We start from the raw sequence: 22578 nt of genomic DNA on the forward strand, positions 1-22578 counted from the left end.
ATCGCACGCAGGCGCGCTTTTTTTATGGGTCAATCAACAGCCATCCGACCATGACCATGACCATGACCATGACCATGACCATGACCATGACCATGACCGCGCATCCCGCCATCGTGGGATCAGGTCGCGCGCAGGCGCGCTCCTACAGCCATACGGCGTTCCAGTACGGGTAGTCGCAGACGTTCTCGACGAGCCCTGCGCGAACCGGATTGGCGACGATGTAACGCGCCGCCAGCTTGACGTCCTCGTCGGCGCGCAACGCGCGGTCCTGGAAAGCGCGCTGCCAGACGGGTGACTCACGGCCCTGCGCGGTGAACGATCGCTTCACCTGCGACTTCATCCGGCCGACGACTCTCGACAGGTCGGACTCCCCCAGCTCGATCAAGCCATGCCAGTGATCGGGCATCAGCACCCAGGCGAGACAGCGGGCGTGGGGCCAGGTCGAGGGCGAGTGGATGATCCGCGAGACGGCGCGCGCCACGCGGTAGTCGCGGAAGATCGGCGCCCGGTTCCAGGCGACGCAGGTCACCAGGTAGATGCGCCCGGGTTCGGAAACGCGCCCGCGGCGAAGCGCGGCATGGCCAGGTCTTGTCGTCATGGTGGGAAGGATGGCGACCCCGTCCGCGCGCCGGCAGCAGCGATCACCCCGGCGTTTTGTAGGAGCGCGCCTGCGCGCGACCCCACGAGCGCCATGCCTATCGCATTGCCGCGGCCGTTTATGGCATCGTCGGCTGATGCCAGCACCGCAGCCCGCTCACTACCTACGTCGTCTCGGTACCTGGGACGCGGCGATGATCGTCATTGGCGGTGTCATCGGCGCGGGCATCTTCCGTACGCCGGCGGCCGTGGCCAAGAGCACCAGCTCGGGGATGGAGGTGATCATCCTCTGGACCCTGGGTGGCTTGCTGACCCTGGCGGGCGTGCTCTGTTACGCCGAACTCGGTGCCCGGCGTCCGCAGGCGGGCGGCACCTACGTCTACCTGCGCGAGGCCTTCGGCCAGCTGCCGGCCTTCCTGTTCGGCTGGACAATGGCGCTGATCAACTACCCGGGCAGCGTCGCCGCGGTGGCGACGACGTTCGCGGACTACGCGACGCGTGCCGTCGGCCTGCCGCATGAATGGGTCAAGCCCGTCGCCGTGTCGGCGATCGCCTTCATCGTCGCGGTCAACCTGTTCGGTATCCGGGCGGGCGCATGGGTGCAGAACATCTTCACCGTGCTGAAACTCGGCGCGGTCGCCATGCTGATCGCGGTTGGCCTTTACCTGGCACGCGGCCATCTCGGCCTGGCCTTCGCCGCCGACACCACGCGTGACGTGCCGCCGTCGATGGTCATCGGCGCACTGCTTCCGGCGATGTTCGCCTACGGCGGTTTCCACTATCTGAACGACCTCGCCGGCGAAGTCCGCAATCCGCAACGCACGTTGCCGCGCGCGCTTGGGCTGGGCATGGCCAGCGTCGTCGTCTGCTACGTGTTGGTGAACATCGCCTACATGGCGGGCCTCGGTCATGCCGGCCTCGCGGCGAGCACCGCGCCGGCGGCCGACCTGATGCGCCGCGTGTTCGGCGAGTCGGGCGCGACGGTGATCGCGGTCGGCATCGCCTGCTCGACCTTCGGTTACTGCAGCATCGCCATTGCCGGCGGCGCCCGCGTGCTGCAGGTGATGAGCGCCGACGGCATGTTCTTCAAACCGATCGCGCGGATCGACGTGAAGTCCGGCGCGCCGCGCGTCGCGCTGATCGTGCTCGGCGCATGGGCGATCACCCTGATCCTCTCGGGCAGCTTCGAAGCGCTCGTGGACTACACCACGGTGGGCGAATGGCTGTCGCACGCCTTCGGCATCGCGACCATCTTCTGGTACCGGCGCAAGCTGAAATCGGAACCGTCGCCGTACCTGGTCCCCGGTTATCCGTGGGTGCCGCTGATCTTCACCACGACGGTGCTGTGCGTCATCGTCGCCACCGCGATCACCCAGCCGCAGAACGCCGGCATGAGCCTGCTGATCATCGCGCTGGGCGTGCCGGTGTATTACCTCTGGCGCAAAAAGCGCACGGACGCCCTGTAGGAGCGCGCCTGCGCGCGATGGTGCCTGGGGAAGAGCGTACCGAGTACCGGGTTGAGAGTACCGAGGAAGTGCCGGCCTTCGTTTTTGCTTGGTGCCCGGTACTCTTTTACTCGATACGCTCCTGGCCGCCCAATCGCGCGCAGGCGCGCTCCTACGGGAGCGGGGGTGCGGGGGCTGACAACCGGCGTTCACGCCAGGGGTGGCAAGGTCGAGAAATGCGCCTGACATTCTGCCTGTTGCTTGCCGGGATCGGCTCCGGTGCCCATGCCGCGTCGGTGGATATCGTCCATCCGTCGCCGGCTGTCCGTGTCACCCCGGCCGGCACGACGCTGGACCCTACGGTGCGCAAGGCGGCCGACGGTAGCGAGCTGGTGGCGGTGACCTACACGCCGTCGGCTTCGCCGTCCCTTGCCATGGCGCCAGCCAGCGGAAGCTGGGCATGGCCGGCTAACGGTACGCTGCGTTTGCGGGTGCAGAACGGCATGCCATGGCCGGTGACGCTGATCGTCGATGTCGCCTCGGGGCAGCAACATCTCAAGGCCACAGTTGGCTTGCCGCCCGGCCCACCGCAGATCCTCTCCGTGCCGCTGACCGCGACCTCGCCGCGTGCCTTCGGCATGCAGGTCGGGCCGCCGATGCCGTTCGACGACGGCAAGGTGAAACGTCTGGTCGCCACGGCCACCGACGGTGCGATCGACGCCACGAAGGTCACCTCGGTGTCGTTCGCCATGCCGCAGCCGGGTGCCGCGCAGACCGTGTTGTTCGGTGCGATGGACGTGGTCGAAGGGCAGGGCGACCTGAAGGCTGCGTACACGGGCATCGTCGACAAGTATGGCCAGTTCACCCGGGCGACCTGGCCGGAGAAGGTCACGGACGATGCCGCCCTGAAGAAGGGCCAGGAAACCGTCGGCGCGGCCCCGGCCGCGACGCAGGGCCTCGACCGTTTCGGCGGACGCACCGACATCCCGGGCCTACAGGCGACGGGCTTCTTCCATACGCAGAAACACGGCGACCGCTGGTGGCTGGTGACGCCGGAAGGCCATGCCTTCTTCTCGCTGGGCGTCAACGCGGTCAACCACGACGATGGGCGCACCTACGTGCAGGGTCGCGAGTTCATGTTCCTCGACACCAACGCACCGGCGAACGCGTTCGGCGAAAGCGACAGTCGCAGCAGCAACGGATCGCAGCGCGACAATGGCATGAACCACGGCCGTTGGTGGGATATCTACTCAACGAACATCGCGCGCACGCTCGGCAACGGCTTCGAAAGCGCATGGCGCAAGCGCGTCCAGGATCGCCTGCTCGCGTGGCGCTTCAATACGCTGGGTAACTGGAGCGACCGCACGTTCGCTGCCGACAAACGCATGTCCTTCACCGTCCCGATCCTGATCCACGGCGACTTCAACACCGTCGGCACCGGCTACGACTACTGGGGCCGCATGCCCGATCCGTTCGATCCGCGTTTCGCAAAGGCGACTCAGGAGGCGGTGGCGAACGCGACGCGCGGCATGTCGGATAACCCCTGGCTACTCGGCTACTTCGCCGACAACGAACTGGCCTGGGCAGGCCAGGGCCCACAAGGACGCTGGGCGTTGGCCGCCGGCGCGCTGGCGCAGGGCCCACAAAGCCCGGCGAAGCAGGCCTTCATCGCCTACCTGAAGAAGACCCATGGCGACATCGCCACCTTCGCGAAAGCGTGGGGTGTCGAGGCGAGCAGTTGGGACGCGGTGAACAAGGAAGGCTTCAAGGCGCCGGATCCGAACGAAGCGCATCCGGCGATCGCCGCCGACAATATCGCTTTCCTCAAGCTCTACGCCGGCCAGTATTTCCGCACCGTCGCCGAGACGCTGAAGAAAGCCGATCCGCATCATCTGTTCCTCGGCGGACGGCTCGCCGTGCGCACGCCGGAAGTCGAAGAGATGAGCGCGAAATACGCCGACGTCACCAGCATCAACACCTACACCGACCTGCCGGAACACGGCTTCGACGTGGCGGAATTCAAGCGCTGGGACAAGCCGGTGATGATCACCGAGTTCCACTTCGGCTCGAGCGACCGTGGGCCGTTCGGCAATGGCGTGGCGGCGGTGGCCAGCGAGGACGAGCGGGGCAAGGCCTACGCGCGCTTCGTCGATGCCGCGGCGGCGTCGGGCATCATCGTCGGCACCCACTGGTTCCAGTACGTCGACCAGCCAGTAACCGGGCGTGTCCTCGATGGCGAAAACGCCCACATCGGGTTAGTCGGCATCACCGACATCCCGTTCGAGGGATTCACGCGGGCCGTCACGGCGGCCAACGCGACCGTCGGCGGTGGATCAGGCAGCGGGAGCCAGCGCTAGGCCCTGGCGCGTTTCCGCCAGCACGGAACGGCCGAAGGCAAACGCGATCGGCTCGGCCACGCCGACGATGGCGCTGATCGCCACGTTCTGGTTGAAGGCATAGCTGAGGGAGAACGCGATGCTGAAGTGCGTCGCGGCGAACTTGATCTGGCGGGCCATGGCCACGTCCTCTTAATGGGAATGAATCTCATTATGGGGATGCGGAGCCGCGTGTCCAAGTGATCGTTCCGATGGGATCGATAGCCGCCGGCTATTTTAACGGCGGATCGTTGTGCCGACGACCAGGGCGACGACCATGACCATGGCGACGGCCATGCAGGCGCTGGTGGGTTTGACCCGGCGGGCGTCGACGCGGGGGACCAGGCGCCAGACCAGGAAGGCGCCGACGAGCATGTCGACGACGAGGGCGGCGCGCATCCAGGGCAGGGTGAAGATCGACTGGCCGATGGCGGCGCCGTGCTGGGCGGCGATGACCAGGCCGCCGGTGAGGACGGCGATCAGGGCCCAGAGCAGGCTGGCGAGGTAGGCACGATTGAACACCACCGCGGTCTTTTCCAGCCAGCGCAGGCAGAAGAACACGATGACGGCCGGTACGACGGCGGCGGCGCTGGAATAGATCACCCACCAGATCGCGGCGGAGAACAGGGTCAGCAGGGTCTGGGTCATCAGTAGTCCACGCCCGCGCGGCGAAGGGCCTTGCTCATCAGCCAGGCCGGTCCGATCAGGAGGTACTGCAGGTCGGTGAAGAACGACGGCCGGCGACCTTCGATCTTGTGGCCGATGAACTGGCCGACCCAGGCGACCACGAAGACGATCACGGCGAGGTAGCCGAGGCCGGTGGCGCCGAGGGCGTAGTACAGCGTGTCGGTGAGGAAACCCAGCGCGACGAAGGCGCCGGCCATGGCCAGGCCGATCTTCCGCGACAACCGCCAGTAGTAGAAAAGGAAGGCGAGGAACATCGCCAGCACCGCCCACAGACCCGGTTTGCCCAGGCCCGGCGGTACCGGGACCAGCCAGACCAGGGCGATCACGGTCCAGGTGATCGCCGGCACGCAGACCCAGTGGATCAGCCGGTTGGTCGGGTTCTGGTGGTCACGGCTGTAGTTGCCGAACCAGGTGGCCGCGTCGCGCATGGGAACCCCGTTGTGGTCAGGCGAGGCGGATGTCCGCCAACCGCTCCAGGGCCTCAGCATACTTCGCGGCGGTGCCTTCGATCACGCTGGCGGGGACGCTGGGTGCGGGGGGCTCCTTGTTCCAGCCGATGTCGAGCAGGTAGTCGCGGACGAACTGCTTGTCGTAGCTGGGCGGGCTGATGCCGACCTTGTAGGAATCCGCCGGCCAGAAACGCGAGGAATCCGGGGTCAGCATCTCGTCCATGATGTACAGCTTGCCGTCTTCATCCGTGCCGAACTCGAACTTGGTGTCGGCGATGATGATGCCGCGGGTGGCGGCGTATTCGGCGGCGAACTGGTAGATCTTCAGCGTGGCGTCGCGCACGGCGTTGGCCATGTCTTCGCCCACGGCGGCGACCACGGTATCGAAGCTCACGTTCTCGTCGTGGTCGCCGACGGCGGCCTTGGTCGACGGGGTGAAGATCGGCTTCGGCAACTGCTGGGCCTGCTGCAGGCCCGGCGGCAGGGTGATGCCGCAGATGGCGCCGGTGGCCTGGTAGTCCTTCCAGCCCGAACCGATGATGTAACCGCGGGCGATCGCCTCGACGGGCACCGGCTTCAGCCGCTTGGTGATCACCGCGCGCTTCGCGTAGAGCGCCGGGTCCACGCCGGCCGGCAGCACGGAGGCCACGTCTTCGCCGGTGAGGTGGTTCGGGATCAAGTGGGCTGTTTTCTCAAACCAGAAGTTCGAGATCTGGCAGAGCATCTCGCCCTTGCCCGGGATCGGGTCGGGCAACACCGAGTCAAACGCCGACAGGCGATCGGTCGCCACCATGAGCAGACGGTTGCCGGGCAGGGCGTAGACGTCGCGGACCTTGCCGCGGTGGATCAGGTCCAGGCCGGGGAGGTCGGATTGGCTCAGGGTGGTGGGCACGGGGTGGGCTCCGGGGTGTGAAATAGGCAGATATTGTAGCGGTTCGGTTGGGGCGACCGGGCCCCGGCGCATGGGTGGCGTTTGGGCACCTGCTAGAATTCTGGGTTACAGCCCCCAGAATTCGTCCATGCGTAATCTGTTGACCGCGGCGCTTGTCATGGCCGTCTCCGCCCCTGTCCTTGCTGCGGCGCCTGCGAAGCCGGCGCGGCTGGGGATGTGTGCGGCCTGCCATGGCGAGAACGGGTTGGCGATCAATGCCGATGCCCCGAACCTGGCCGGGCAGAAGGCGGTTTACCTGCGCTCGGCGTTGCACCAGTACCGCGATGGCCATCGGGATAACACCGTGATGCGTGCCATCGCCGGCCCTCTTTCCGATGCGGACATCGACCAGCTCTCGCAGTGGTACGCCGCCCAGACCCCCTCTAAGGGCGCTCCATGAATTTCTCCGGCACACTTATCGGCGCCGTCATCGGGATGTGGCTCACCCACAACCTGCTCGGCGCCCTCATCGGCGGCGCGCTCGGCTTCATGTTCGACGCCAGCCGCCAGCAACAGCGCCGTCGCGCGCCAACCCAGGGTGGCTATGTCGCCCCGCTGTTCGCGCTGATCGGCGCCGTCGCCAAGGCGGACGGACGGATTTCCGAAGCTGAGATCGCCATCGCCGAGCGGCTGATGGCGCGCATGGGCCTGGACCAGGATGACCGCGCGCGGGCGATCGACGCCTTCAACGAAGGCAAGCAGCCCGAGTTCAACGCCACCGAAGTGATCGACGAGCTTCGCCAGTGGGTCGGCCACCGCCGCGACCACGCCTTCCCGGTGATCGACGTCGTCATCGAAACCGTGCTCGCCGAAGGCAGCAGCCCGTCGCCGGAGAAGATGGCGATCCTGCGCCAGCTCGCCTTCGCCCTGCGCGTCAGCGACATGGAACTGATGGCGCTGATGGCGATGAAGGGCTACGCCTGGAACGGCGGCGGCAACTATCGCGGCCAAAGCCAGGGTGGCCAGGGCGGCCGCGGCGGCTACGTGCCCCCGCAGCGCAATACGCAGGGGCCCGACCCGTATACGGTGCTCGGCATCCAGCGCGATGCGGATGACCGCGCGATCAAGCGGGCGTATCGCAAGCTGATTTCCGAGCACCATCCGGATCGGCTGGGTGATTTGCCCGAGGATATGCGCCGGCGTGCGGAGTCGCGTGCCAGCGAGATCAATGCGGCTTATGAGCGGATCAAGTCGGAGCGGGGCTTTAAGTAGCCGCATCCCGTAGGAGCGCGCCTGCGCGCGAAAAGCCAACGGAGCGGGATGGCCGTATCCACAGGTAACCCCAATGCACAGGTAACCCCAACGTCACCGCGTGCCCATCGCGCGCAGGCGCGCTCCTACAATGGGCGGGGTAGCATTGGCAGGCTGCCCCTATTTGCCTTCCTCCAGATCGCGCCACGGAGCCCCTTATGTCCAAGCAATCCCCCGTCATCGCCCCGTCCATCCTCTCCGCCGACTTTGCCCGCCTGGGTGAGGACACGCGGAAGGTCCTCGATGCCGGTGCGCAGTGGGTGCATTTCGACGTGATGGACAACCATTACGTGCCGAACCTCACGATCGGCCCGATGGTGTTGAAGGCATTGCGCGATTTCGGCATCACCGAGCACATCGACGTGCACCTGATGGTCAAGCCGGTGGACCGGATCGTCCCGGACTTCGCCAAGGCCGGCGCGCGCAGCATCAGCTTCCACCCGGAGGCGTCCGAGCACGTCGACCGCACCATCCAGCTGATCCAGGGCGAAGGCTGCGAAGCCGGCCTGGTGTTCAACCCGGCCACGCCGCTGAACTGGCTGGACTACGTGATGGACAAGATCGACATGGTGCTGATCATGTCGGTGAACCCCGGTTTTGGCGGGCAGAAGTTCATTCCGGGCACGCTGGACAAGATCCGCCACGTGCGCGAGCGGATCGACGCGAGCGGCCGCAAGATCCGCCTGGAAGTGGACGGCGGGGTCAATGCCGACAATATCGGCGAGATTGCTGCCGCCGGTGCGGATACCTTCGTCGCGGGCTCGGCTATCTTCAACGCGCCGGACTACGCCGACGTCATCCGTCGGATGCATGCCGCGATCGACAAGGGCTGACGCCCGACGGCGAGGTCAACCGGTCGCAAGAAGCTCCGGTTGACCTTGTTAGATAAACAAGATTTCACGACGGCTAGGCAAACCCGGTAGTACAGTAATGCTGCTCGGGGGAGCTGGCTTGTAGAGGACACGCACATGATGTCGAAGTCCCTGCTGTTGATTGCCGCCTGCGCCGCCGCAGGCATGTCCGGTTTCGTTGGCGCCGCCGAGCGGCCCACCCCGTTGCCCGACCAGAAAGGTGTCGTCGCCGACGCGCTGCGACCATGCCCCTCGTCGCTCGAGCGTTTTTTGCCGGCGGACTATTACTTCTGCGATGCCGCGCGTGACTACTGGAGTGGCCGTGACGGCGCCACCCGCGAGTCCCTGAAAGACGCTGCCGCCTGGGCGAGCAAGCCCGCGCAGTACGCCCTCGGGATCATGTATTACAACGGCGACCACGCGGAGAAGAACCGCGCACTGGGCCTGGCCTGGCTCGGCCTCGCCGTCGAGCGGCACAATCCCGAATACGAAGCGGCGTTCAAGGACGCCTACGCCCACGTGTCGCGCGATGAGCTGGCCCAGGCCAACGTCTACTGGAACGACCTGAAGAAGAAGTACAGCGACGACGTGGCGGCACCGCGTGCCGAACGGCGATTCAACCGCGCCTACGACGAGCTGTCCTACGCGATCAACTTCGGTGGTTCCGTGTTCATCGACGGCGTGGGCGGCCTGCCCATGACCGATGGTGCGGTCATCGCCGACGAGGCCATGGGCACGTCCGGCTTCAACATCGGGCGAACCCTGCAGAGCCGCAAGGCAAGCGTGCTCGCCGGCTGGAAAGAGAATGTCTACGTCGGCGACGCGCAACTCGTACCGGTGGGACAGGTTGTCCAGCGTAGTCCGTCGCCGACCGCGCAGTAAGGCGGTTCGCATGTAGTCGTCAGCTCGCCGGCGGCGCCGCACGCATCAGCGTCAGCGCGCAAGCGAGAGTTACCCATCCCAGGCACAGGAGTCACCACGCATGGCACGGAAGTTGAAATCGTTGTGGGTTGCCGTCGCGGCAAGCGTCACGCTCGCCGCCTGTTCACACGCTAACCGGCCGCAGCCGTTGCCGGGGCAGGAGGTCACCGTCCGGGCCGTGCTCGCCGGGTGCGCGGGTGGCCTGGAGCATTTCCTGCCAGGTCCGTACTACTTCTGCGAAGGCGCATCGCACTTCTGGGGTGGGTCCTTCGGCATGGCGCGCGAAAGCCTGGACTCGGCCGCGAAGTGGGCCGACAAGCCCGCGCAGCAGGCGCTGGGCCTGATGTACTTCAATGGCGACCACGCGCCGATGAACCGGCCGCTGGGCGTGGCATGGCTGGCGCTGTCGGCCGAACGCCACCAGCCCAATTTCGAAGCCACGTTCGTCTCGGCGTATCGTCTGTTGTCGCCGTCCGAGATCGAGCAGGCCAACCGATACTGGCGGCAGATGCGCCCGACGTACGGCGATGCGTTCGCCGCGGCACGCGCGGAGCGCCGCTTCGACCGGGCTTACCGGGAAATGCAGGATGCAGTGAATTTCGGTGGTTCGGTTTACATCGACGGACTGACCGCCCTGGACACCAACGGGTTGTCGGTCGGCAAATGGCTCAAGGCCCAGCGCGACGAGTACTTCGTCGGCTATGAGAGCCACGTGTGGGTGGGCGACGCCGAGCTCGTGCCGATCGGATCGCTGCCGTCGGCCCAGGTCAACCGGCCGTCCCAGCCGACGATGGAAACCTCGCACTTCGCACCGCGCGACCTCTGAAAAAGCTCCCCTGGATCACCCAGGGGAGAGAAGGAGCACCACTAACGCATGCGGGCGCGCCCTTTCAAGGTCGCGCCCGTTTTTTTTCAGTGCAACCCGCAAAGCAGACCCAGCAGCAGGGCTCCCAGCGCCAGCGTCACGCGCAGCGGCTCGAAGTCACGTTCCAGTTCGGTGTTGTCAGCGTCGGGTTTGGTCTTCATCGGTCTCGTTTCCTTCGGCGCCGGCAGGGCCACCGTGGTGCCAGTTCAACGCGGGCGAGGGCAGGTGGCGCGTCCCGGGTGGGGCAATCCCCGGATCGTTTGTGGCAAAACGCGGGCAAACGATTCGTGTAGGCCGAGGCCGGGTGCGTCCACGGGCAAAACACGGGCAATTGGCCGGGGGCGCTTGCGCATGCCGGGTCGGCCATGCACGCTGCGCACGCCAACCCACAAACACGGAACCTTCATGGGCCGCAGCATTGCCATTGTCGAAGACGAACCCCTCATCCGCGCCAACTACGTGGAAGCCCTGACCCGCTTCGGCTACGACGCCCGCGGCTACGGCTCACGCGCGGAAGCGTCGCTCGCCTTCGCGATGCGCCTGCCGGAACTGGTCATCATCGACATCGGCCTGGGCGACGAGCCGGAAGGCGGCTTCGACCTCTGCCGCGAGCTGCGCGCCAAGTCGGCCACGCTGCCGCTGATCTTCCTCACCGCGCGCGATTCCGACTTCGACGTCATCTCCGGCCTGCGCCTAGGCGCGGACGACTACCTGTCCAAGGACACCAGCCTGCACCAGCTGGCGGCGCGCATCGCCGCGCTGTTCCGCCGGATCGAGTCGCTGAAGACCCCCGCCGCCAGCGAGAACGTCATCTCGCATGGCCCGCTGCGGCTGGAAAGCGAGCGCATGCGGATCACCTGGAACGGCGTCGAAATCCCGCTCACCGTCACCGAATTCTGGATGGTGCACACGCTGGTGCGTTTCCCCGGCCACGTGAAGAATCGCGACCAGCTGATGCGCGAAGCCGAGCTCGTCGTGGACGACGCGACCATCACCTCGCACATCAAGCGCATCCGCAAGAAGTTCGTCGCGCTGGCGCCGGACTTCGATGCCATCGAAACCGTACACGGCGTCGGCTATCGCTGGACGCCCTGAGCCGTGGGTATGCACTTGGTAGGAGCGCGCCCGCGCGCGACATCTCCTCGCGAAAGGGTAGGAAAGTACCTCCTATCCCGCCCCGTTGGCCCTTCGCGCGCAGGCGCGCTCCTACACAACTGACATGACCCTCCGTCAGAAACTGCTGTTGGTAGCGTTATGCACGCTGGCCCTCCCCGTGGCCGGCTGGCTGTACGTGCGCCAGATGGAGACGCTCCTTCGCGAAGGGCAGGCCCAGGCGCTGGTGGCGTCCGCGCGCGCGATGGCGCGCAGCCTCGTCGTGGTCGACGCGCCGCTGCCACCGGCGGGAAGTGCCTGGTACGTCCAGACCGCGAACGTGCCGATCACCATCGACGGCTATGCCGACGACTGGGCATCGCTGAGCCCGTGGGCACAGCCGCTGGGTCGCAACGCGAAGGTGATGTTCGCGGAGGACGACCGCTGGTTGTACTTCACCGTGGACGTGCGCACGGCGCAGCGTCGGCGCGCGGACGCGGACGACCGCCTCGCGCTCAGCGCCGACCACCTGATCATCTCGATCGCATCGAACGAAGACGCGCAACGTTACCTGCTGGCCAGCGCCGCCCCCGGCGCGACCACGGCGATCGCGCTGGATCCCGAGGCCGGGGTGTTACCGGACCGGCTCAACGCGCAGTGGCAGGAAGACGGCGGCGGGTTCCGCGTCGAACTGAAGTTGCCGCGCGGCCTGCGCCTGGACCGCTTCGGCGTCGGCGTGCACCTCACGGCGGATGGCGATACCGAGCCCCTGTCGGCCGATACGCGACCATTGCTGGAGTTTTCCTCGTCGCTGTCGCAGGAGCTGGCGCGGTTGGCGCCCGATGGCGTCCGCGTGCGGGTACTGTCGCCGGATGCCTGGCTGATGGCGCAGACCGGCCGGCTGACCTTGCCCGACACGCCCGCCAACGAGCAGCCGGGCTGGTTCGCGTCGCTGGTCTACCGCTCGTTGCTTGCGACGCGACTGGATGACAACAGCGCGTGGGCGGAAGACGCGCCGAAGATCGACCTGCCCGAAGTCATCGAAGCCCTCAAGGGCAAGCCCGCCACCGCATGGCGTGCGGGAGAGGCGCGTGGCAGCGTCGTCCTCGCGGCGGCCATGCCGATCACCCAGCGTGGCCGCCTGCATGGCGTGGTCCTGCTCGAACAACCCAGCCGTGCCGTGCCGCTGCTCGCCAACCGTGCGTTGTTCGGCCTGTTGCTGACCAGCTTCGGCGTGCTGCTCGTCGCCGGTGGCGTGCTGCTGATGTTCGCCACGCGCCTGACCTTCCGCCTGCGTCGACTGCGCAACGCCGCCGAGCGTGCACAGGACAACGACGGCAAGCTCGACGGCCCGTTCCCGTTGATCGATGCGACCGATGAGCTGGGCGATCTGGCGCGGAGCTTCGCCCGGCTGTTCGACGTGGTCGGCGGCTACACCGATTACCTGCGCACGCTGGCCTCGAAGCTCTCGCACGAACTGCAGACACCCCTCGCCATCGTCAAATCCTCGCTGGACAACCTCGACCACGCCGGCCTGCCGCCGGAGGCCGAGCCCTACCTCGCCCGTGCACGCGACGGCGTCGCCCGCCTCGGCGCACTGGTCCGCGCGATGAGCGAAGCCAGCCGGATGGAACGCGCGATCGCCGCGGCGGAAGCCGAAGACGTCGACATGGCCGACATCGTGCGCGGCTGCGCCGACGGCTACCGCTCGCTGGCCGGCGACCGCACCGTCGAGGTCGAGCTGCCACCCGACCCGGTGTCGATGCACGTCTCGCCCGAGCTGATCGCCCAGGCGCTCGACAAACTCTTCGACAACGCCCTGTCGTTCACGCCCCCTGGCGGCTGGATCCGGATGAGCCTACGCCCCACGGCGGAAGGCGCCGACGTCGAACTCGCCAACCAGGGGCCGCCCTTGCCCGCGGCGATGCAGGGACGGCTGTTCGATTCGCTGGTGAGCTTGCGCGACAAGGCCACGCCGGGCGAGGCGCCACATCTGGGCCTGGGGCTTTATGTCGTGCGGCTGGTGGCCGAGCGGCACCAGGGTAGCGCCAGTGCGCGGAACATCGAGGATGGGGTGGCGTTTACGCTGCACCTCAAGGGGCTGCCGCGGCAGCGGTTGGCCTGACGTCGGTCGAGCGCACGCGCGCAACACCCCGGCACCCTGACACCCTGTAGGAGCGCGCCTGCGCGCGACCCCAACACAACCGAACCCAACACAACCGAGCCCAATGATGTGCTGCTATCGCCTGGCCACCAACCAGCCCCAATCCAGGAAGGAATACAGATGATCTTTGCATCCAAGACCGCACGGGCCAGCGTGATTACCGCGAGCCTGCTCCTGACGTCGGTACCCGCCCTGGCGGACGAACATATGCGCCAGGGCGCACCCAAAGGCATCCGCGCATCCTTCTTCGCATGCATGGACAAAGCCCGTGGCGACATCGTCGGCATGGGTGCGTGCATCACGCCGGAAAGGAAGTTCCAGGACACTCGCCTGAACGATGCATACCGCAAGCTGATGGCTCGCCTGGACGGGAAAGCCCAGGCCGACCTGAAGGCGTCGGAGCGCGGCTGGCTCGAGTTCAATGGGAAGACCATGAACGTCGAGTTGGCGGTCGGTCGCGACGATAAAACGGTGAACATCGAGGCTGGTGTCAACGAGCTCTATCGATACGCTGCCCGGGCCGATGCGCTTGAGGGGCTGGCAGGGATCGCGTCTGATTGAGCGGGGCGGTGGGCACGGGAGAGCAGCGGTGGGGTGGGGTCGCGCGCAGGCGCGCTCCTACACAAGGCCTCGTTTAAGGGGCTGCGTTGTAGCCATTCGCCGCGTCTCCAAGCATCTTCAGGGCCGTCTCTAGCGCGTCGCTGTTGCGGGTACCGATGCCGTAGCCCGGAAGGAACAGTCGCGCGCGCTTGCCATCGTAGACGAGGGTGCACGAGCCGTCGGCGACATCCCGGACTTCGGTGACGTCACCGGTCATGACGTTCTCCCACGCAGCATGGAATCGTTTCGCAGCCGCCGCGTTGAGTCGGTTGTCTTCGGGCGGTTCGTCGCCGCCGCGGAGGCTCACCTGCAGCCCGCCTGTGCGGGTCTGTCGGACAGTCCACGTGCCGGAGATCCTCCCATCTTCAGGCACCACCCAGAACACCGCGTAATCACCCCGCGCTTTCGCAAGTAGCGGGTCGACCGACCGCGACGCGTTAGGGAGATCCTGGCGAAATGATCGGATGCACCGCGATGCCTGGGCGGTTGGGTGGGCGCCGGCCTCATCGATGACCTCCTGTAGTGCCGGAGAGAGCGTCGGCGCTGCGGGCGGGGCGGCATGGGCTTGTGCCGTCAACGAGAGTAGGGCGATCAGCAAGGGGGTTTTCATGGTCAGACGATAACCGGGAGGAGCCGTCGCGCGCGCGACCCGCCCGCCGGGGCAACCGGCAGCCCCGGGGTAGGGCACACACCGGGATTGGCCCTACAATCCAAGGTCGACCCCACGGGCAGCCCCACACCCCATGATCTCCCGCGAACAATTCGACGCCTACGCCGCTGAGGGCTACACCCGGATCCCGCTGGTCCGCGAGGTGTTTTCCGACCTCGATACCCCGTTGTCGGTCTACCTGAAGCTGGCCGATGGCCCGTATACCTTCCTGTTCGAGTCGGTGGAGGGCGGGGCGACCTGGGGGCGGCATTCGATGATCGGCCTGCCGGCGCGCCGGGTGTACCGGCTGCGCGGGCATGAGCTGGAAGTGGAAGAGAACGGCGAGGTGGTCGAGACGCGCCACCTGGACGACCCGCTCGGTGAGATCGAGGTCCTGCGCAAGCAGTACGAGGTGCCGAAGCTGCCGGGCCTGCCCGACTTCACCGGCGGCCTGGTCGGTTACTTCGGCTTCGAGACGATCGGCTACATCGAAGAGCGGCTGGCCCAGTGGGACAAGAAGGACGAGCTGGGCACGCCCGACGTCCTGCTGATGCTCGCCGACGAGCTGGCCGTGTTCGACAACCTCAAGGGTCGCCTGTACCTGATCGTCCACGCCGATCCGTCGCGTCCGCAGGCCTACGCCGAAGCGATGCGCCGACTCGATACGCTGACCTTCCGCCTGCGCCAGGGCGGCGTGTCCTACCCGCAGATCCAGCAGTCGGTCGCGCTGGATGAGTCCGACTTCAAGTCCTCCTTCACCCGCGACGAATACGAAGCGATGGTGCGCACCGCGCAGGAATACATCCGCGCCGGCGACATTTTCCAGGTCGTGCCGTCGCAGCGGCTGAGCATCGGCTTCAACGCCCGCCCGGTCGACGTCTACCGCGCACTGCGCGCGATGAACCCGTCGCCGTACATGTTCTTCATCGACATCGGCACGACCCAGATCGTCGGCTCGTCGCCGGAAATCCTCGTCCGCCTGAAGAACGGCCGCGTGGTGCTGCGCCCGATCGCCGGCACGCGCCGCCGCGGCGCCGACGAAGCCGAAGATGTCGCCCTCGAAGAAGAACTGCTCGCCGATCCGAAGGAACGCGCCGAACACCTCATGCTGATCGACCTCGGCCGCAACGACGTGGGTCGCGTAAGCCAGACCGGCAGCGTCGAGCTCGCCGAATCCTTCGTGGTCGAACGCTACTCGCACGTGATGCACATCGTGTCGCAGGTGGAAGGCGACATTAAGGACGGCATGTCCTACATGGACGTGATCAAGGCCACGTTCCCTGCCGGCACGGTCAGCGGCGCGCCGAAGATCCGCGCGCTGGAGATCATCCAGGAACTGGAACCATTCAAGCGCAACATCTACGCGGGCGCCATCGGCTGGCTCGGCTGGTGGGGCGACGCCGACACGGCGATCGCCATCCGCACGGCGGTGATCCAGGACGGCCGCCTGCACGTCCAGGCGGGCGGCGGCGTGGTCTACGACTCCGACCCGGCCGCCGAGTGGGAAGAGACCATGAACAAGGGCCGCGCGCTGTTCCGCGCCGTCGCCCAGGCCGCGAAGGGCCTTTAGGCCAGCGAAACACCACCACGACAGGGAGATACAGGGAATGCCGTTGAAGTCGTTGATCGCAGGCCTGGGCCTGCTTACTGTGTGCGGCACTGCATTCGCGCAGGCCAGCCTGCCCGCCGCGCCGCATATGTCGGTCAGTGGCACCGCCACCCGCAAGGTCGAGCCGAACCGGTTCACCATCAACCTGCGCGTCGATGTCGCCGATGCCAGGCCGATCCAGGCGCGTGCGAAGGTGGAACAGCGCATGGCCCAGGTGCTCGCCGGCTTCAAGGCACACCACGCCGTGGCGGACTCGGTGGACGCGAGCGCGATCAACATCGGGCCGAAGACCGAGTACCGCAACAACGAGACCGTCGTCACCGGCACGCGGGTCTGGCGCACGGCGAAGGCCACCTTCGCGAAGCTCGACGACCTGCGCGGCTTCATCGACGGACTGGATGCCGACGAGGAGTTGCAGGTCGCGGGCATGTCGGTGACCCGCAGCGACATCGACGCGATCCACCAGGACCTGCGCCGTGCGGCGATCGAGGATTCCAAGCGCACGGCCAAAAGCATGGCCGATGCCTACGGTGTACGCCTCGGCACCCTGTACACCGTGTCCGACACGCCGCAGGGCGTTTCCTACATGGCGGCTTACAGCACCGCCGCACCGCCCGCGCCGCCGGCACCGATGGCCCCGATCGACCTGCAGGTCGGCAGCATCGAGGTCAAGGAAAGCGTCTACGCTACCTACCTGATGGAACCGCAGTCCTGATGCACGCCACCACGAAAGGAAACGCCGGAATGCTTCGACGCCTGCTCCCCTTGCTCGCCCTGGCCATCGCATCGGGGCCGTGCCTCGCCGCCACCGACCAGCGACACATCGACGTGACCGGCCATGCCGAGCGCGTGGTCCAGCCCGACCGTTTCACCATCAATATCACCGTGAAGGTGTCGAACGCGAAGCCGGCGCTGGCGCGTATCGGCGTGGAAAAGCACATGGCCACGGTGATCACCGGCTTCAAGGCGCACCATGCGCTGCCCGAGTCGATCAATGCCACCGCGCTGTCGATCACGCCGCACTCGCATTACAAGGGCAACGAAGAAGTCGTCGAAGGCACCGAGGTCACGCGCACGGCGACGGCCACCTTTGCACGCATGGACGACCTGCGCGATTTCATCGACAGCCTGGACACGGCGGGCAATGAGTTGCAGATCGCGGGCACATCGATCGATCGCAGCGATGCCCCGGAGATCGAGGCGCAGTTGCGCGAAGAAGCCATGCGCGATTCCACCCGCCAGGCCGAGCTCGTCGCGAAGACCTACGGCGTGCGCCTCGGCGAGCTCTTCACCGTCTCCGACCAGGCCACCCCTGTCTACGAGGGCTACTCGGGGATGAGTGCGGCTAAGCAACGCCCGGCGCCGCCACCGCCCATCGACCTCCAGGTCGGTGGCATGAAGATCGAGCGTACGATGTACGCGACCTACCTGCTGGCGCCGTCGAACAAATGAAGAAACACGCGATCGTCGTCGCCGGATCACTGGCCATGCTGGCGGGCACGCAGCCGTCGGTGCAGGCGCGTGAGCCGTTCCGCGACGACGTCGCCTCGCGCACCCAGGCGCTGGCGCTGCTCGAGACCTTGAATGCTGACCTGCTCAGCCACCCCAGCGCCACGCTGACGCTGGAGCGCTGGTGTGGCGACCACGGGCTGGCGCCCGACGCGAAGATCGTCGCGCGCCGGGTGAAGGGCGAGGATAAGCCGCTGCCGGAGGATGGCCGCCAGGCGCTGGGCATCGGCCCGGCCGAACCGGTGCGCTATCGCCGGGTGCAGCTGGCCTGCGGCGAGCTGGTGCTGTCCGAGGCCGACAACTGGTACGTGCCGGCGCGGCTCACGCCCGAGATGAACCAGATCCTCGACAGCACCGACCAGCCGTTCGGCAAGGTCGTCCAGCCGCTGCATTTCCGCCGCCAGACGGTCAGCGCGGACCTCCTCTGGTCACCGCTGCCGAAGGGCTGGGAGATGGGCGCGCCGCTGCCAGCGGCCGGGAAGGGCGCCCTGGCGATCCCCCACGAGCTGCTCCGCCACCGCGCCGTGCTGTTCAACGAAGCCAACCAGCCCTTCAGCCTGGTGGTCGAGACCTACACCGAGGCCGTGCTCGCCTTCGGCCGGGCCCGCTAATCCAAAGCGCGTACCCCCTCTGGCCGAATTGCCGGCCGCCCCCGGCGCGGCGACCCTAGGGTCGTACCCTCGGGGGAGAGAGCGCCATGTCGATCGCCACGGCACCTGTACGCAAGGCTCCGGCCGCCCGGCCCGGGAGGTCGACGCCACTGAGCGCGCTGCTCACCGTGGCCAACACGCCGCGGCTGGGGCCGCATCCGAAGTCGCTGGACAAGGCCCTCGCCCGCGCCCAGCAGTGGGTGGAACTCTCCGACAGCCGCCGCCCCGACGCCATGTGGCTGGAAGCCGGCGCGATGATGCAGCGGATGGTGCCGCGCGCGGAATGGGTGCGCTACCTGCGCAAGATCCGCACCGACCGTGGATTGCTCGTCGGCCGCGAGTGGTTCGAGATGGCACGCGTCAGGGATCCCGTCGGCCTGCCGGCCGGGGACTACATGAACGTGATCTTCCTCGCGCATTACGCCAGGGCGGTGATCTTCGAGACGATCTCGCTGGCCCCCGGCGCCGACGGATGGCTACCGGTGGGGTACGTGATCCGGCCAGTGCAGCGCGAGATCACCTACAACCCCTAAGTGCCTCCCCTCTGTAGGAGCGCGCCTGCGCGCGATCCCAGGGTGCCAAAACATGTCACCGTCACGCGCTGTCGGTTTTTCGCGCGCAGGCGCGCTCCTACACGGAGGCGGGTGCGGTTGCGTGGCGGATGCCGGGCGCGTCGCGGAGAACGAGCCACGCGGCGTAGCCGAACCACGCGAACATCGGCACGGTGATCAGTCGTTGGGTGAGGCCTCGCGTCGCGGCAGGATCGAGCCCGGTCATCAGCGCCCACATGTAGACCAGCACCAGGAAGGCGACGACGAGCGACACGGTGTCGGTGCCGGCACGGCGTTCGGCGGCGAAGAACGCGGGGCACAGGATGACCGTGAGGCCGATCGCATAGAGCCCGTGCAGCGGGCTGCCCATGGTGAACACGCCGTTGGACACCATGCTGATGCCGAAGATGGCCGAGGCCAGCGCCGTGAACCGATAGCGCGCGCCGTGCTGCACGAGCAGGGCGATGGCGAAGCCGACGATCGACAGGCCAGCGACGATCGCACCGACGCGGCAGGCCATCGAGATGGACGGCGAGAGGAGCTCGAGCTCACTCATGTGCTGGCTGATCGAGGAATACCCGGGGACGAAGAAGCCGATGAGCATGGGGATGAGCATCCCCACCAGGGGTAGGGCGATGGCCGCCCTTAGAAGCAGTCCTGCCATGGAAATCTAGATCCGTTGTTGGAGGATGGTGGGGCGTTTAAGAGATGGTGGGACGGTTGGGCGGCCTGGATCGCGCGCGGGCGCGCTCCTACAGGGGGCGGTGGGCGGGGGATCAGGCGTCGGGGGCGGACGGGGTGTTCGCGTCGGGTTCGGCGGACGCGTCGGCGATCTTTTGTGATTCGGCCTGGGCGGCGTGGCCTGCCTGGGCGACTTTCTTGTGTGCGATGACGGCGCGCAGGTTGCGTTCCAGCTCGGCGATGTTGAGCGGGAAGTAATTGTCTTCGCGATCGCTGACCGACCAGCTGGCGATGCGCTGGTCGGTGGCGCCGACGCCGATGGCGTTGAGCGCGGCACGGACTTCGTCCGGCTTCAGGTCGGTGGCCTGCAGGATCAGCTGCCACAGCCAGTTCATCCGCTGCGGATCCACCCCGCGAAGGATCGGCGGCCGCGTGTAGTCGCGCACTGGCGTGTCGTTGTCAGCCATCGTGGTTCCTCCTGGATGCGGGTCGATTATCCATAAAAACCGCCACGTTGTTGCGCCAATCGCGCGCAGGCGCGCTCCTACGAATAGCGGGTGGAGAGGAACTTGAAGAAGGCGCGGAGGCCCTGGGCTTCGCCGCCGCGGGGGTGGCCGGGGCGTTCGCCGTCGTTCCACGAATACGTGTCCAGGTGCATCCAGTTCTGGCTGTCGGGCACGAAGCGTTCGAGGTAGAGCGCGGCGGTGATCGCGCCGGCGTGGCGGGACGGGCCGGCGTTGGCGAAGTCGGCGATGTACGACTCGAGCATGCGGCGGTACGGACGCCACAGCGGCAGGCGCCACATCGGGTCATGCACGGTTTCGGCAGCACCGATCACTTCGTCGGCCAGCTGGTCGCGGTTGGTGAACAGCGCGGGCAGCTCGGGGCCGAGCGCGACGCGGGCGGCGCCGGTGAGCGTCGCGAAATCCACGATCAGGTCGGGCGATTGCTCCACCGCGTAGGCCAGCGCATCGCACAGCACCAGGCGGCCTTCGGCGTCGGTGTTGTCCACTTCCACCGTGTGGCCCGCGCGGGTGCGGATCACTTCGCCCGGACGCATCGCGTTACCGCTGATCGCGTTTTCCACGGCGGGCACCAGCAGGGTGAGGCGCACCGGCAGGCGCGCCTTCATTACCATGCCGGCCAGGGCGATCGCGTGGGCCGCGCCACCCATGTCCTTCTTCATCCAGCGCATGCCTTCGGACGGCTTGATGTCCAGGCCGCCGGTATCGAAGCACACGCCCTTGCCGACGATCACCAGCTTCGGGTTGGAGTTCTTGCCCCAGGTCAGCTCGATCATCCGCGGCGGACGATGGCTGGCGCGACCCACGGCGTGGATCGTCGGGAAATTCTCGGCGAGCAGTTCGTCGCCCACCCACTCGCGCATCTTCGCCTTGTGCTCGGTCGCATGCGCCTGCACGGCGGCGGCGAGATCGGCCGGGCCCATGTCCTCGGTCGGGGTGTTGACCAGGTCGCGGACCTGGAACACGCCATCGACCAGCGGCTGCACGTTGCGCAGCACGGCCGGCTCGACCAGCAACTGCGCGGCGGCACGGCCACTCTTGCGGTAACGCTCGAAACGGTAGGCGCCCAGCGCCCAGCCCAGGGCGAGCAGCTCGCGGTCTTCGACCACGGTGTCGTCGGCCAGCTGGTAGATCCCCTCTGGCAGGCGGAAGGGCAGGCCACCCAGGGCCGACAACGGATCGCTGCGGTCCACGCCCAACAGCACGCGTGACAACCCACCTGCGTTATTCGGCAGGACGGCGACCGAGCCGGAGGTCGGACGGAAACCCAGTGAGGACAGCCACTGCCGGTGCGTGGCACCCAAACGCTGTTCGACGGCTGCGAAGGACGTCGCGTCCACGAGCTCGATGGGGGTGACAGAGCGCTTGCCAGATTTCCGGTCGATCAGTGGCGACATCAGGCCTCCCGTGCCTCGCGGCATGCCGTGGCCGCGTCAATGACTGTATTCAACCAGCCATATTCTAGCCGTCGTTGGGGGGCGACGCGTCAATCCAGTCGGCAAGAGCCGTCATATCCGTGAATTCGAGGTCTGGCGCGGGCCCGTGGGACCACGTTTCACCCGTGCGGTTGAGCCAGACGGTTCTCAAACCGGCATCGCGAGCGCCGACCACATCAAGCAAAGGGTCGTCACCGACGTGAAGGATCGCCGCCGGCTCGAGGCCCAGCGCGTCGGCCGCCGCCTGGAAAATCATCCGGTCCGGCTTGGCCACGCCCACGCCGTACGCGTTGAGCCGCGTATGGAAGAAATGGTGCAGGCCAATCACTTCCAGGTCGGCGTTGCCGTTGGAAATACTGACGATCGGCACGCGGGCCGCGATGCGTTCCAGTGCGGCCAGGCTATCGGGATAGAGTTCGACGTTGTTGCGCGCCGCGAAGTAGATGCCCCACAGGGCATCCACCGGCGCATCGTCGATACCGCAGGCCGCGAAGGCCTGGCGGATGGTGATCCGGCGTTGCTCGCTGAAATCGTGGGCGAGGTGCGTATGCTCCCTCGCCACCTTGTCGCGCAGCTCGCGCATGGCCTCGATCGGCCACGCGCTGGCGACATCCGGGTGATGCTGCTTCAGCCAGCGATCGACACACTGCTCGGCTTCGACGAGGGCCGGCAAGACCGGCCACAACGTGTCGTCCAGATCCAGCGACACCGCCCGGATCGAGGCCCTGTGTAGGAGCGCGC

General features: G+C 66.9%; 25 protein-coding genes. 15 read left to right on the forward strand and 10 right to left on the reverse strand.

Going from position 1 to position 22578, the window contains the following annotated elements; translation table 11 throughout:
- Nucleotides 1–142: 142 nt before the first annotated feature.
- Entirely contained in the window at nucleotides 143–598 is a 456-nt protein-coding gene (locus tag KPL74_20495) for a transposase (protein ID QWT20110.1), read from the reverse strand.
- Nucleotides 599–734: 136 nt separating this feature from the next.
- On the opposite strand from KPL74_20495, the gene KPL74_20500 reads away from it, so the two are divergent.
- Together KPL74_20500 and KPL74_20505 are read left to right on the forward strand one after the other, a co-directional pair.
- Complete coding sequence (locus tag KPL74_20500) at nucleotides 735–2063, forward strand: amino acid permease (GenBank protein ID QWT20111.1); 1329 nt, start codon at nucleotides 735–737, stop codon at nucleotides 2061–2063.
- Nucleotides 2064–2278: 215 nt separating this feature from the next.
- Nucleotides 2279–4399 (forward strand): hypothetical protein, encoded by a 2121-nt coding sequence (locus tag KPL74_20505; protein ID QWT20112.1) that lies wholly within the window; start codon nucleotides 2279–2281, stop codon nucleotides 4397–4399.
- Here KPL74_20505 and KPL74_20510 read toward each other — a convergent pair.
- The 4 genes from KPL74_20510 to KPL74_20525 all read right to left on the reverse strand — a co-directional run bounded on the left by KPL74_20510 (nucleotide 4376) and on the right by KPL74_20525 (nucleotide 6445).
- On the reverse strand, nucleotides 4376–4558 hold the full coding sequence (locus KPL74_20510) for a DUF2061 domain-containing protein (GenBank protein ID QWT20113.1): 183 nt from the start codon (nucleotides 4556–4558) through the stop codon (nucleotides 4376–4378). The genes KPL74_20505 and KPL74_20510 overlap by 24 nt on opposite strands.
- Before the next feature lie 96 nt (nucleotides 4559–4654).
- Nucleotides 4655–5065 (reverse strand): hypothetical protein, encoded by a 411-nt coding sequence (locus KPL74_20515; protein QWT20114.1) that lies wholly within the window; start codon nucleotides 5063–5065, stop codon nucleotides 4655–4657.
- Complete coding sequence (locus KPL74_20520) at nucleotides 5065–5532, reverse strand: DUF962 domain-containing protein (protein QWT20115.1); 468 nt, start codon at nucleotides 5530–5532, stop codon at nucleotides 5065–5067. The genes KPL74_20515 and KPL74_20520 overlap by 1 nt, the downstream gene beginning before the upstream one ends.
- A gap of 16 nt (nucleotides 5533–5548) precedes the next feature.
- On the reverse strand, nucleotides 5549–6445 hold the full coding sequence (locus tag KPL74_20525; protein QWT20116.1) for a phosphoribosylaminoimidazolesuccinocarboxamide synthase: 897 nt from the start codon (nucleotides 6443–6445) through the stop codon (nucleotides 5549–5551).
- 127 nt (nucleotides 6446–6572) lie between these two features.
- On the opposite strand from KPL74_20525, the gene KPL74_20530 reads away from it, so the two are divergent.
- The 8 genes from KPL74_20530 (at nucleotide 6573) to KPL74_20565 (ending at nucleotide 14189) form a co-directional block, all read left to right on the forward strand.
- Nucleotides 6573–6884 carry a cytochrome c gene (locus tag KPL74_20530; protein QWT20117.1) on the forward strand — a complete coding sequence of 104 codons (312 nt, stop codon included), beginning with the start codon at nucleotides 6573–6575 and terminating at the stop codon, nucleotides 6882–6884.
- Nucleotides 6881–7696, forward strand: coding sequence for a co-chaperone DjlA (djlA, locus tag KPL74_20535; GenBank protein QWT20118.1), 816 nt, complete (start codon nucleotides 6881–6883; stop codon nucleotides 7694–7696). Before KPL74_20530 ends, djlA begins: the two co-directional genes overlap by 4 nt.
- 197 nt (nucleotides 7697–7893) lie before the next feature.
- Nucleotides 7894–8568 carry a ribulose-phosphate 3-epimerase gene (rpe, locus tag KPL74_20540; GenBank protein ID QWT20119.1) on the forward strand — a complete coding sequence of 225 codons (675 nt, stop codon included), beginning with the start codon at nucleotides 7894–7896 and terminating at the stop codon, nucleotides 8566–8568.
- Nucleotides 8569–8703: 135 nt separating this feature from the next.
- On the forward strand, nucleotides 8704–9468 hold the full coding sequence (locus KPL74_20545; protein QWT20120.1) for an SEL1-like repeat protein: 765 nt from the start codon (nucleotides 8704–8706) through the stop codon (nucleotides 9466–9468).
- 100 nt (nucleotides 9469–9568) lie between these two features.
- On the forward strand, nucleotides 9569–10333 hold the full coding sequence (locus KPL74_20550; GenBank protein QWT20121.1) for a hypothetical protein: 765 nt from the start codon (nucleotides 9569–9571) through the stop codon (nucleotides 10331–10333).
- Between the two features lie 444 nt (nucleotides 10334–10777).
- Nucleotides 10778–11467 (forward strand): proteobacterial dedicated sortase system response regulator, encoded by a 690-nt coding sequence (pdsR, locus tag KPL74_20555; protein ID QWT20122.1) that lies wholly within the window; start codon nucleotides 10778–10780, stop codon nucleotides 11465–11467.
- A 124-nt stretch (nucleotides 11468–11591) separates the two neighbouring features.
- Complete coding sequence (locus KPL74_20560; GenBank protein QWT20123.1) at nucleotides 11592–13589, forward strand: hypothetical protein; 1998 nt, start codon at nucleotides 11592–11594, stop codon at nucleotides 13587–13589.
- Between the two features lie 159 nt (nucleotides 13590–13748).
- Entirely contained in the window at nucleotides 13749–14189 is a 441-nt protein-coding gene (locus tag KPL74_20565; GenBank protein QWT20124.1) for a DUF1311 domain-containing protein, read from the forward strand.
- 73 nt (nucleotides 14190–14262) lie between these two features.
- On the opposite strand, the gene KPL74_20570 is transcribed toward KPL74_20565, so the two are convergent.
- Entirely contained in the window at nucleotides 14263–14535 is a 273-nt protein-coding gene (locus KPL74_20570; protein ID QWT20125.1) for a hypothetical protein, read from the reverse strand.
- 436 nt (nucleotides 14536–14971) lie between these two features.
- Between KPL74_20570 and KPL74_20575 the strand changes: the two genes are divergently transcribed.
- From KPL74_20575 to KPL74_20595, 5 genes are all read left to right on the forward strand, one after another.
- Nucleotides 14972–16447, forward strand: coding sequence for an anthranilate synthase component I (locus KPL74_20575; protein QWT20126.1), 1476 nt, complete (start codon nucleotides 14972–14974; stop codon nucleotides 16445–16447).
- Between the two features lie 43 nt (nucleotides 16448–16490).
- Nucleotides 16491–17201, forward strand: coding sequence for an SIMPL domain-containing protein (locus tag KPL74_20580; protein ID QWT20127.1), 711 nt, complete (start codon nucleotides 16491–16493; stop codon nucleotides 17199–17201).
- A 29-nt stretch (nucleotides 17202–17230) separates the two neighbouring features.
- Entirely contained in the window at nucleotides 17231–17938 is a 708-nt protein-coding gene (locus KPL74_20585; protein ID QWT20128.1) for an SIMPL domain-containing protein, read from the forward strand.
- The gene (locus KPL74_20590; protein QWT20129.1) at nucleotides 17935–18606 is read left to right on the forward strand and encodes a hypothetical protein; all 672 of its coding nucleotides are present in this window, start codon (nucleotides 17935–17937) and stop codon (nucleotides 18604–18606) included. The genes KPL74_20585 and KPL74_20590 overlap by 4 nt, the downstream gene beginning before the upstream one ends.
- Nucleotides 18607–18692: 86 nt before the next feature.
- Entirely contained in the window at nucleotides 18693–19178 is a 486-nt protein-coding gene (locus KPL74_20595; GenBank protein ID QWT20130.1) for a DUF4019 domain-containing protein, read from the forward strand.
- A gap of 97 nt (nucleotides 19179–19275) precedes the next feature.
- On the opposite strand, the gene KPL74_20600 is transcribed toward KPL74_20595, so the two are convergent.
- From KPL74_20600 to KPL74_20615, 4 genes are all read right to left on the reverse strand, one after another.
- Complete coding sequence (locus KPL74_20600; protein QWT20131.1) at nucleotides 19276–19860, reverse strand: DUF998 domain-containing protein; 585 nt, start codon at nucleotides 19858–19860, stop codon at nucleotides 19276–19278.
- A 112-nt stretch (nucleotides 19861–19972) separates the two neighbouring features.
- A complete protein-coding gene (locus KPL74_20605; protein QWT20132.1) occupies nucleotides 19973–20344 on the reverse strand; it encodes a hypothetical protein in 372 nt (123 codons plus the stop codon).
- Nucleotides 20345–20421: 77 nt separating this feature from the next.
- Nucleotides 20422–21798, reverse strand: coding sequence for a leucyl aminopeptidase family protein (locus tag KPL74_20610; protein QWT20133.1), 1377 nt, complete (start codon nucleotides 21796–21798; stop codon nucleotides 20422–20424).
- Nucleotides 21799–21862: 64 nt separating this feature from the next.
- Nucleotides 21863–22546 carry an HAD family hydrolase gene (locus tag KPL74_20615; protein ID QWT20134.1) on the reverse strand — a complete coding sequence of 228 codons (684 nt, stop codon included), beginning with the start codon at nucleotides 22544–22546 and terminating at the stop codon, nucleotides 21863–21865.
- Between the last annotated feature and the right edge of the window lie 32 nt (nucleotides 22547–22578).

It is taken from the genome of Bacillus sp. NP157 (assembly GCA_018889975.1).
In the GTDB taxonomy this organism is placed as follows: Bacteria; Pseudomonadota; Gammaproteobacteria; order Xanthomonadales; family Rhodanobacteraceae; genus Luteibacter.